This is a genomic window from Paracoccus shanxieyensis (genome assembly GCF_009711265.1).
In the GTDB taxonomy this organism is placed as follows: Bacteria; Pseudomonadota; Alphaproteobacteria; order Rhodobacterales; family Rhodobacteraceae; genus Paracoccus; species Paracoccus shanxieyensis.
The window spans coordinates 1-2,138 of sequence record NZ_WMII01000061.1; the positions used below are offsets into that span (position 1 = coordinate 1).

The 2,138-nt window shown below is 57.9% G+C and carries 3 protein-coding genes; all 3 read right to left on the reverse strand.

Annotation, left to right across the window (positions count from 1 at the left end; translation table 11 throughout):
• Positions 1-631: 631 nt before the first annotated feature.
• A complete protein-coding gene (locus GL284_RS21160; RefSeq protein ID WP_155046379.1) occupies positions 632-811 on the reverse strand; it encodes a helix-turn-helix transcriptional regulator in 180 nt (59 codons plus the stop codon).
• 179 nt (positions 812-990) lie between these two features.
• Positions 991-1,569 (reverse strand): hypothetical protein, encoded by a 579-nt coding sequence (locus GL284_RS21165; protein WP_155046380.1) that lies wholly within the window; start codon positions 1,567-1,569, stop codon positions 991-993.
• A complete protein-coding gene (locus GL284_RS21170; RefSeq protein ID WP_155046381.1) occupies positions 1,566-1,937 on the reverse strand; it encodes a hypothetical protein in 372 nt (123 codons plus the stop codon). The genes GL284_RS21165 and GL284_RS21170 overlap by 4 nt, the downstream gene beginning before the upstream one ends.
• Between the last annotated feature and the right edge of the window lie 201 nt (positions 1,938-2,138).

Genomic DNA, 2,138 nt, shown 5'->3' on the forward strand with positions numbered 1-2,138 from the left:
AAGGTCTCGCAACCCGAAACTTGTCCGAAGATCGACGGTGACCGCCAGCGTCACCAACGGCCGCGCGCTGCGCTACGCCGAAGGCTCCGCGCGCGGCCTCCTACACCATGTGTTGGGACACTGCCCGCGCCCCTTGTCTTGGTCGTGAATGAAACGCCAATTGAAAACGGCGGTTTGCACATCACCGGTAAGAGCGTTCACCCATGCGGATGCTTGATGATATGCGGAGTTATTCGCCTGATCGGCGTTAGGGACGTGAGTATTCATTGGGGAAAATCCCGTTTATGACTGTTCAGGATGAAAAGAGGCGCGAACCTCTTGCGATGCTGGTCTAGGGCATCCACCCATTCACAGCGGGATAGGATCGCCGGGCATCCACCCTAACCTGTCCCCGACCATCAGCGGGAAGAAACGGGCGGGGCAGCAATCCTAGAAAGGAAAGTCGCGTCCGCACCCGCCCAATTCATCCCAGTCAACGGTAATAAAGGCATTGCACATCTTTAAGTTGCTGACAATAGGGATTGCGCATCCGAGGCGATTAATATATCCCTGTCCCTTAGACGCATATTTCCTTATGCCTCTGGGGATAAAACGACGCCCGGCATGGTTAACCCCTTGCCGGGCGTTTCCGTTATCCAGCGACACGCGCAGCTTCCCACGCTTCAACTTCCGCCAAATCCCATCGCGCCGAACCGGGCGTTAATTTGATTTGCTGCGGAAAGCCATAATCGCGCATATATTTGTAAATCGTTTCACGCGAACATTCATAACGTTCCGTGAGAAACTTGACCGAAACGAATTTGCGCTCCATTGAACCACCGTTTGAATTGAACCGATGATGACCAATATTCACACAAGTTCGCGGCTGGCTACAGCGAGTTGGGAACGGTAACTTCTATGGCGGTGCAGCCGTCCGCCATGCGTGATTGAAATTCAACGATAATATCAGAGCCGCGCCATTCCGCCTATCAACCGAACCGCCCAAAACGCCTAGGGCAGTTGCCAAAACGATAGCAGCACCGCGACCGTCGCGCCTTCGGACGTGTCCGCGAAATCTGGACGTGGCGCAGGATCGCACCGGCAATGAACCTTGCTGCATGTCGAACAATGACCGGCAGGCGTCCTGTCGCGCAAGAGCGCAGGCGTCACGTCCCTTTGCGCGTGCAGATCGAACGTCAGCGCGGCGATGTTCTGGGCCATGCCCTGCGCACGGTTCAGCCGCGCCTTGATCACGTCAGGCGTCACGCCCATCATTTCGGCCAGCACGCTCCGGGCATTCGCAGCCGTCCAGCCGCCCCGCTCATGCAGCCAGCGCCAGCAAACCACCGTTTCCGCCGCGCCCGTGGCAGGGTCTCTCGGGCCGGCCCGCAGCCTGTCGCCACGGTCCAGCGCGTCCAGCGCCGCCAGTTCCTCGGGCGTGAGCGTGACCCCGGCCAACATGCGCGCCCTGATGCCCGAGAAATCCCCATTCCGCGTCACGCGGCGCAATGCCTCGCCCGCGTGCGGGATCGGCCCAGAAAAGCCCGTCGCGGCGCGCGCCGCATCTATCTGCGCGCGGTCATCGCTCATCCTGACAGACCGTTGAAAAGCTGATCGCACCACGCGCGGCGCTGATCAAGAAACGCTTGATACTTCGGGCATGACCATTCCGCCAAATCGCGGCAAATATCATCTATGCCCAAAATATCATGAAAGCCCTTTTCCAGCATCACCGTTTGGCGCGCATCAGGATCGACCGTTCCCCAAATCAAAACAGCCCCATCATACCGAAGCTTGTTGCCTTTGACGACGCAATAATCTTCCGGTTCAGGCTTGGTGCATTTCAGGAGTTCGAAGAATGCCGGTTTAGTGTGATGATCAAGGTGAGCGATTCCATCAAGCGTGAAGAACTTGAAGTTTTGAAATTCTATCTCGCATTTCATTTCGCTAACAAACAAGCGTCCCGTCGCGCGTTCCTTCAGCGCAAAATCAAGCGTATATCCCCGCCGCCCATCACGCGCACCAACGGTCGGAGATAGTGCCCCGCGGCGTGGTGTAGGAGCGCCGACCCTCGGAGAGGTCAGGGCTTGTTCAGGTGGCCACGGCGGGCAGCCTGACGGTTGGATTGTCGGTCACACGGGCGAGCGTTTCAAGGCTCA